Source organism: Pseudonocardia sp. (assembly GCF_035305885.1).
Classification (GTDB): Bacteria; Actinomycetota; Actinomycetes; order Mycobacteriales; family Pseudonocardiaceae; genus Pseudonocardia.
This window is the reverse complement of the sequence record NZ_DATGOP010000137.1, coordinates 32,323-39,525: the sequence shown is the minus strand read 5'-3', so window position 1 is coordinate 39,525 and position 7,203 is coordinate 32,323. Positions and strand designations below refer to the sequence as shown.

At 71.9% G+C, this 7,203-nt stretch carries 7 protein-coding genes and 1 pseudogene; 7 read left to right on the top strand and 1 reads right to left on the bottom strand.

Going from position 1 to position 7,203, the window contains the following annotated elements:
* From VKZ81_RS31575 to VKZ81_RS31555, 5 genes and pseudogenes are all read left to right on the top strand, one after another.
* A pseudogene (locus tag VKZ81_RS31575) lies at positions 1-337 on the top strand (hypothetical protein); the annotation flags it as partial.
* Positions 334-1,179 carry a hydroxypyruvate isomerase family protein gene (locus VKZ81_RS31570; RefSeq protein WP_324245405.1) on the top strand — a complete coding sequence of 282 codons (846 nt, stop codon included), beginning with the start codon at positions 334-336 and terminating at the stop codon, positions 1,177-1,179. The pseudogene VKZ81_RS31575 and the gene VKZ81_RS31570, both read left to right, overlap by 4 nt.
* Positions 1,176-2,057 (top strand): 2-hydroxy-3-oxopropionate reductase, encoded by an 882-nt coding sequence (locus VKZ81_RS31565; RefSeq protein WP_324245404.1) that lies wholly within the window; start codon positions 1,176-1,178, stop codon positions 2,055-2,057. Before VKZ81_RS31570 ends, VKZ81_RS31565 begins: the two co-directional genes overlap by 4 nt.
* 14 nt (positions 2,058-2,071) lie before the next feature.
* Positions 2,072-3,769 (top strand): glyoxylate carboligase, encoded by a 1,698-nt coding sequence (gene gcl / locus VKZ81_RS31560; protein ID WP_491723627.1) that lies wholly within the window; start codon positions 2,072-2,074, stop codon positions 3,767-3,769.
* A gap of 84 nt (positions 3,770-3,853) precedes the next feature.
* Complete coding sequence (locus VKZ81_RS31555) at positions 3,854-4,447, top strand: hypothetical protein (protein WP_324245402.1); 594 nt, start codon at positions 3,854-3,856, stop codon at positions 4,445-4,447.
* A 39-nt stretch (positions 4,448-4,486) separates the two neighbouring features.
* Here VKZ81_RS31555 and VKZ81_RS31550 read toward each other — a convergent pair whose 3' ends face one another.
* Complete coding sequence (locus tag VKZ81_RS31550) at positions 4,487-5,464, bottom strand: 2-dehydropantoate 2-reductase (RefSeq protein WP_324245401.1); 978 nt, start codon at positions 5,462-5,464, stop codon at positions 4,487-4,489.
* Positions 5,465-5,627: 163 nt separating this feature from the next.
* On the opposite strand from VKZ81_RS31550, the gene VKZ81_RS31545 reads away from it, so the two are divergent.
* Complete coding sequence (locus VKZ81_RS31545) at positions 5,628-5,963, top strand: hypothetical protein (RefSeq protein ID WP_324245400.1); 336 nt, start codon at positions 5,628-5,630, stop codon at positions 5,961-5,963.
* A 13-nt stretch (positions 5,964-5,976) separates the two neighbouring features.
* Positions 5,977-7,203: a formyl-CoA transferase gene (gene frc, locus VKZ81_RS31540; RefSeq protein WP_324245399.1), complete on the top strand. Its 1,227-nt coding sequence runs from the start codon at positions 5,977-5,979 to the stop codon at positions 7,201-7,203.

The following is a 7,203-nucleotide window of genomic DNA, read 5'->3' as shown; positions in this document are numbered from 1 at the left end:
GGAGGCGTTCGAGGCCGACCCGGAGACCCGGGCGATCGTGATGATCGGCGAGATCGGCGGGGACGCCGAGGAGCGGGCCGCGGAGTTCATCAAGGCCAACGTCACCAAGCCGGTCGTGGGCTACGTGGCCGGGTTCACCGCCCCCGAGGGCAAGACCATGGGCCACGCCGGCGCGATCGTGTCCGGCTCGGCGGGCACCGCCCAGGCCAAGAAGGACGCCCTGGAGGCCGCGGGCGTGAAGGTCGGCAAGACCCCCAGCGAGGCGGCCGCGCTGATGCGCGAGCAGCTCGCCGGGCTGCAGCAGGGCCGGCTCGCCGCGACCGGGGGGCGCCCGTGACCGCCGCCGGCCTGCGCTACGACGTCAACCTGTCCATCCTGTTCACCGAGCTCCCCCTGCTGCAACGGCCCGCCGCGGCGGCCGAGGCCGGGTTCGACGCGATCGAGCTGTGGTGGCCCTTCCCGGAGCCGGTGCCCGCCGACCGCGAGCTCGACGCGCTGCGCACCGCCATCACCGACGCCGGGGTGCAGCTGGTGGGGCTGAACTTCGACGCGGGCGACATGGCCGCGGGTGACCGCGGCCTGCTCTCCCGGCCCTCGGACAGCGCGCGGTTCCGCGCCAACGTCGACGTGGCCGTCGAGTTCGCGGCCTCGCTGGGCTGCACCGTGCTCAACGCGCTCTACGGCAACCGCGACCCCGCCGTGACGGTGCCCGAGCAGCGCGAGCTCGCCACCGAGAACCTCGTGCTGGCGGCGACCAAGGCCGGGCGGGTCGGCGCGACGGTGGTGATCGAGGCGCTCAACAGCTTCGAGAGCCCGCACTACCCGATCACCTCGTCGCAGAAGGCGTTCGACCTGGTCGACTACCTCAAGGTCGTGCACGGCGTGCCGAACGTGGCCTTCCTCGCCGACCTCTACCACCTCGCGCGGATGGGCGAGCCGGTCGAGCGGCTGGTCGAGCTGCGCGGCGCGAAGTTCGGGCACGTGCAGATCGCCGACCCGCCCGGCCGGGGCCAGCCCGGCACCGGCGAGCTCGACTGGGACGCCGTGCTCTCCCGGCTCGCCGCGAGCGGCTACCGCGGCCACGTCGGGCTCGAGTACAAGCCGGTCGGGCCGTCCGCCGAGAGCTTCGGCTGGCTCCCCCGCCACCTGCGCTCGTCCCGCGTCGAGGAGACCGCATGAGCACGATCGGCTTCATCGGGCTGGGCATCATGGGCGGTCCGATGGCCGCCAACCTGGTCGCCGCGGGCCACACCGTGCTCGGGTACGACACCCGCCAGGAGGCGGCGGAGCGGCTCGTGTCGGCGGGTGGCGCGTACGCGGGCTCGGTCGCGGCCGCGGCCGCCGCCGACGTCGTGATCACCATGCTCCCCGACTCGCCTCAGGTCGAACAGGTCGTGCTCGGCCCCGACGGCGTGCTCGAGCACGCGAAGCCGGGCCTGCTGCTCGTCGACATGAGCACGATCCGGCCCGACACCTCGGTGGCGATCGCCGCCGCGGCCCGCGAGCGGGGCGTGCGGGCGCTCGACGCGCCGGTCAGCGGCGGGGAGAGGGGCGCGATCGACGGCGTTCTGTCGATCATGGTGGGCGGCGACCCCGAGGCGTTCGAGGCGGCCCGCCCCGTGTTCGAGGTGCTGGGCGCGACGATCGTGCACGTCGGGCCGAGCGGGGCGGGCCAGACGGTGAAGGCGGCCAACCAGCTCGTCGTCGGCGGCACCTACGCGCTCGTCGCCGAGGCGATCGTGCTGCTGGAGGCGTCCGGGGTGGACCCGGGCCCCGCGCTCGACGTGCTCGCGGGCGGCCTCGCGGGCAGCCGGATCCTCGAGCTCAAGCGGAAGTCGATGGTGGCGCGCGACTTCACCCCCGGCTTCCGCATCGACCTGCACCACAAGGACATGGGCATCGCGCTCGCCGCGGCCCGGGAGGCGGGAGTCGCGCTGCCGATGACCGGCCTGACCGCGCAGCTGATCGCCGCGGCCCGGGCCAACGGCTACGGCCCGCTCGACCACTCGGTGCTGCTGCAAGTGCTGGAGAACCTCTCGGGAAAGGCAGCCTCATGACCCGGATCCCCTGCATGGAAGCCGTCGCCGCGGTGCTCGAGTCCGAGGGTGTCGACACCGTCTTCGGCATCCCGGGAGCGGCGATCCTGCCGCTGTACGCCGCGCTGCGCAACAGCGGCATCCGCCACCTCACGGTGCGCCACGAGGAGGGCGGCACGCACGCGGCCGACGGGTGGGCACGGGCCACCGGCAAGGTCGGGGTGTCGATCGGGACCTCCGGCCCCGCCGGCACCAACATGATCACCGGGCTGTACACGGCGATGGCCGACTCCATCCCGATGATCTGCATCACCGGGCAGGCCCCGCGGGCGAAGCTGCACCAGGAGGCCTTCCAGGCGGTCGACATCGTCGAGATCGCCAAACCGGTGACGAAGTGGGCGGTGCAGCTCAAGGAGCCCGGCCAGGCGCCGTGGGTGTTCCGGGAGGCGTTCCGGGTCGCCCGCTCCGGCCGGCCGGGCCCGGTGCTCGTCGACCTGCCGCTCGACGTGCAGAAGGGCACCTGCCACTACGACCCGGCGCTCGATGCGCCGTTCCCGGTGGAGGTCCCGCAGCCGCGGCCGCAGCCGATCGCCGCGGCCGTCCAGATGCTGCTCGCGGCCGAGCGCCCGCTCGTCCTCGCCGGCGGTGGCGTGATCGGCGCGAACGCCTCCGAGGAGCTGCGGATGCTCGCCGAGCACCTGCAGGTGCCGGTGCAGGTCACGCTCATGGGCAAGGGCGCCTTCCCGGAGGACCACCCGCTCTTCGCCGGCATGGCGGGCATCCAGACTCAGACCCGGTGGGGCAACGCGGCGTTCCTGGAGAGCGATCTGGTGCTCGCGGTCGGGGCCCGGTTCGGCGACCGGCACACCGGCGACCTGGAGACCTACCGGCGCGGCCGGAGGTTCATCCACGTCGACATCGAGCCGACGCAGATCGGCAAGGTCTTCGAGCCGGACCTGGGCATCGTCGGCCACGCCAAGCCCACCCTCGCCGCGCTCGCCGAGCACGCGCGCCACGCCTCGCCGCAGCTCGCCCCGGGCCGCTGGGTGGAGCGGGTGGCCGAGCTGCGCAGCACGCTGCTGCGCCGCGACGACTTCGACGACGTGCCGATCAAGCCGCCGCGCGTCTACCGCGAGCTGAACCGGGCGTTCGGGCCGGACACCACGTTCGTCACCGCGATCGGCCTCTACCAGATCTGGTCCGGCCAGTTCCAGCGGACGTTCCGCCCCCGCCACTACCTGGTGTGCGGGCAGGCCGGGCCGCTCGGCTGGGAGGTGCCGGCCGCGATCGGCGTCAAGTGCGCCCGCCCGGACCAGCAGGTGGTGGCCGTGGTCGGCGACTACTCCTTCCAGTTCCTCATGGAGGAGGTCGCGGTCGCCGCGCAGTACCGGATCCCCTTCGTCATCGTCATGGTGAACAACGAGTACCTGGGGCTGATCCGGCAGGCCGAGCTCGGCTACGACATGAACTACGCCGTCGACCTGCACTACGGCGAGGGCGGCATCGACCACGTCACGCTGATGCAGGCCTTCGGCTGCCCGGCGCGGCGGGTGGAGCGACCCGAGGAGATCGCCGACGCGCTTGCCTGGGCGTCGCTCGAGTCGCAGGCCCAGCAGCTGCCGGTGCTGGTCGAGGTGATGGTGGAGCGGGAGGCGAACGCGGCCATGGGCCAGAGCCTCGACGCGATCACCGAGTTCGAGCCGGTGCCCGACCTGGTCCCGGCCGCGGACTGACCCGCACGGTTCCGGGCGGACCCCGACGAAGTTCGGGGTCCGCCCGGATATATACGTAGGCTGTCTACGCATAGCCTGCGCGGCATGAGTCTCGACGCACTCGGCCGCGCCTCGCTCGTCCTCGGCCCGCTGCTGCTGGCGACCTCGACGTTCTTCTGGGTGGACGGCCGCTACGGCGTGACCGGCGGCGTCCTCGCGGCGCTGGCGTCCGCGGTGTGGGTGTACGGGCTCCTCGGGGCCTGGGAACGCCTGCACGCCCGCATGCCCGCGGTGGCCACCGTCGGCCTGGTGCTCACCGTGCTCGGCACGTTCGGCGGGATCGCGTTCGGCCTGCAGGGCTTCTTCGAGGCCGGCTACGGGTTCACGGGCGAGGAGTCGGTGGCGGCGGTCGACCGGCACACCGTCGCGGCGTGGCTCGCCCTCTGGGGGCCCGGGCCGCTCTTCCCGCTGTCGCCGGTGCTGCTCGGCGCGGCGCTGTTGCGGGCCCGGCTCGTGCCGCGACCGCTCGCCGTCGCGCTCCTCGTCGCGGGGGCGGCGTTCCCGCTCAGCCGGATCGGCCGCATCGAGCCCGTCGCCCACGTCGTCGACGCGTTCCTGCTCGCCTCGTCGGCGTGGCTCGCGGCGCGGCTGCCACGGCGCACCGACTCCGCACAGCGCACGGGCGCGGGAACGCGCTGAGCGTTCCCGCGCCCGTCCCGGCGCCCCAGGAGGCCGGCGTCAGGAGGCGGCCGCCACCTGCTGGTTGAGCAGGTCCGCCACGGCCGTGATGGCCCGTAACGTCGGCACCTCGGCGCCGGTGAGGTCGGCGAGCTCCACGACCGCGGTGAGGAGCACGTCGAGCTCCATGGGGCGGCCGCGCTCCAGGTCCTGCAGCGTCGAGGTCTTGTGCTCGCCGGTGCGCTCGGCGCCCGCGAGCCGCTTCTCGACCGAGATCTCGGGGTAGCAGCCCAGGCGGTGGGCCACCTCGAGGGTCTCCTCCATCATCTGGGCGACGAGCTTGCGCGTGCCCGTGTGCCGGCAGATGCCCGCCATGGTCGCGCGGGTGAGCGCGCTCAGCGGGTTGAACGCGATGTTGCCCATCAGCTTGATCCAGATGTCGCAGCGCAGGTCGCGCTCGACCGGGCACTTGAGCCCGCCCGCCACCATCGCCTCGCTGAACTCGGTGCAGCGCCGCGAGATGCTCATGTCCGGCTCGCCGATGGAGAAGCGGGTGCCCTCCAGGTGCCGCACGACGCCGGGTGACTCGATCTCGGTGGCCGCGTAGACGACGCAGCCGACCGCCCGGTCCAGCGGCAGCGCCGCGGTGACCGCGCCGCCGGGGTCGACGCTCTCGATCCGGTGCCCCTCGTACGGGCCGGGCAGCTTGTGGAAGTACCACCAGGGGATGCCGTTCTGGGCGGCGATGATCGAGGTGGTCTCGTGCAGCAACGGGGCCACCAACGGCCCCGCCGAGGCGTAGGCGTTGGCCTTCAACCCCAGGAAGACGTGGTCCACCGGCCCGATCTCGTTCGGATCGTCCGTGGCGTGCGGGTGGGCGGCGAAATCCCCTCGCGGGCTGAGCACCTGCACCCCCCGCTCGCGCAGGGCCTCCAGGTGCGCGCCTCGCGCGACGAGGTGCACCTCGACACCCGCTCGGCAGAGGGCTGCCCCCACGTAGGCACCGATCGCTCCCGCTCCCAGCACAGCAACCTTCACGTCGGGCTCCCGTCCTCGGCGACTGTGCATTCAGTATGCAGTATGGAGTCGACGAAGAGTCAAGGTCCCTCTGGACAACGAGCCGACCAAGGAGTACCAAGACAGCCATACCGTATGCAGTAGACGGTCGCCGGCCCCGAGGCGGCGACGACGAGGAGCTCGTATGACGCAGACGATCCCCGGAAGCGCCGACGGCACCGGGGTCGGTGATCCCGCGCGGTCACCGGCGTGGCCAACGCGTTCCACGCGGACGCCGCGGTCGAGTTCCGCACTCGTTCCCTTCGACCTCCCGATGATCGGGATCGTCGACGACGCGCTGCGCGGATGCGACGAATTCGTGCAGATGCTCGGCGGATACGGCTTGGAGGTGCACGACCCCGCCGACTTCACACCTGCTCTGAGACACGCCCGGGAATCGGGTCTGCCCTCGCTCATCAACGTGCGGGTCGACCCCGACGTACACGCGCCGGGAACCATGAACCAAACCATGTACAAGTGATCGGGGGCGATAGATGAGTGCACTCGAAGGAATTCGCGTCCTGGACATGACCCACGTCCAGTCGGGTCCGTCGGCCACGCAGATCCTGGCCTGGCTCGGCGCCGACGTGGTCAAGCTCGAGGCCCCCAGCGGCGACATCACCCGCCAGCAGCTGCGGGACCTGCCGGATGTCGACAGCCTCTACTTCACGATGCTGAACTGCAACAAGCGCAGCATCACCCTCAACATGAAATCCGACGAGGGAAAGGAGATCTTCACCGAGCTGGTGAAGCGTTCCGACGTCCTCGTCGAGAACTTCGGCCCCGGCGCCGTCGACCGCATGGGCTTCACCTGGGACCGGTTGCAGGAGCTGAACCCGCGCCTGATCTACGCCTCCATCAAGGGATTCGGCGAGGGCCCCTACACCCACTTCAAGGCCTACGAGGTGGTCGCCCAGGCGATGGGCGGCTCGATGAGCACCACCGGGTTCGAGGACGGCCCGCCGCTCGCCACCGGCGCGCAGATCGGTGACTCCGGCACCGGGATGCACGCCGTCGCAGGCATCCTCGCCGCGCTCGTCCAGCGCGGCCGCACCGGGCGCGGCCAGCGCGTCACGGTCGCCATGCAGCACGCGGTGCTCAACCTGTGCCGGGTCAAGCTGCGCGACCAGCAGCGCCTCGAGCACGGCCCGCTCGCCGAGTACCCCAACAAGGAGTTCGGCGACGAGGTCCCGCGCTCGGGCAACGCCTCGGGCGGCGGCCAGCCCGGCTGGGCGGTGAAGTGCGCGCCGGGCGGGCCCAACGACTACCTCTACGTGATCGTCCAGCCGCAGGGCTGGGCCCCCATCGCGAAGCTGATCGGGAGGCCGGAGCTGGCCGACGACCCCGAGTGGGCCACGCCCGAGGCCCGGCTGCCGAAGCTCGACAAGATGTTCCAGCTGATCGAGGAGTGGTCCTCGGGGCTCAACAAGTGGGACGCCCTCGCCGAGCTGACCGCCCACGGCATCCCGTGCGGCCCGATCCTGTCCACCAAGGAGCTGATCGAGGACGCGTCGCTGGTCGAGAACAACATGATCGTCACCGTCGACCACCCGGAGCGCGGCGCGTTCAAGACGGTCGGCTGCCCGATCAAGCTTTCCGACTCTCCCGTGCAGGTCGAGACCTCCCCGCTGCTCGGCCAGCACAACGAGGACGTGTACGTGCGCGAACTGGGCATCGCCCCCGAGCGGTTCGCCGAGCTCAAGACGAACGGAGTGATCTGA

Excerpts from the sequence above, each read along its gene's own strand:
- VKZ81_RS31565 (WP_324245404.1), top strand. The coding sequence starts at position 1,176 with ATGAGCACGATCGGCTTCATCGGGCTGGGCATCATGGGCGGTCCGATG.
- gcl (WP_491723627.1), top strand. The coding sequence starts at position 2,072 with ATGGAAGCCGTCGCCGCGGTGCTCGAGTCCGAGGGTGTCGACACCGTC.
- VKZ81_RS31555 (WP_324245402.1), top strand. The coding sequence starts at position 3,854 with ATGAGTCTCGACGCACTCGGCCGCGCCTCGCTCGTCCTCGGCCCGCTG.
- VKZ81_RS31545 (WP_324245400.1), top strand. The coding sequence starts at position 5,628 with ATGACGCAGACGATCCCCGGAAGCGCCGACGGCACCGGGGTCGGTGAT.
- frc (WP_324245399.1), top strand. The coding sequence starts at position 5,977 with ATGAGTGCACTCGAAGGAATTCGCGTCCTGGACATGACCCACGTCCAG.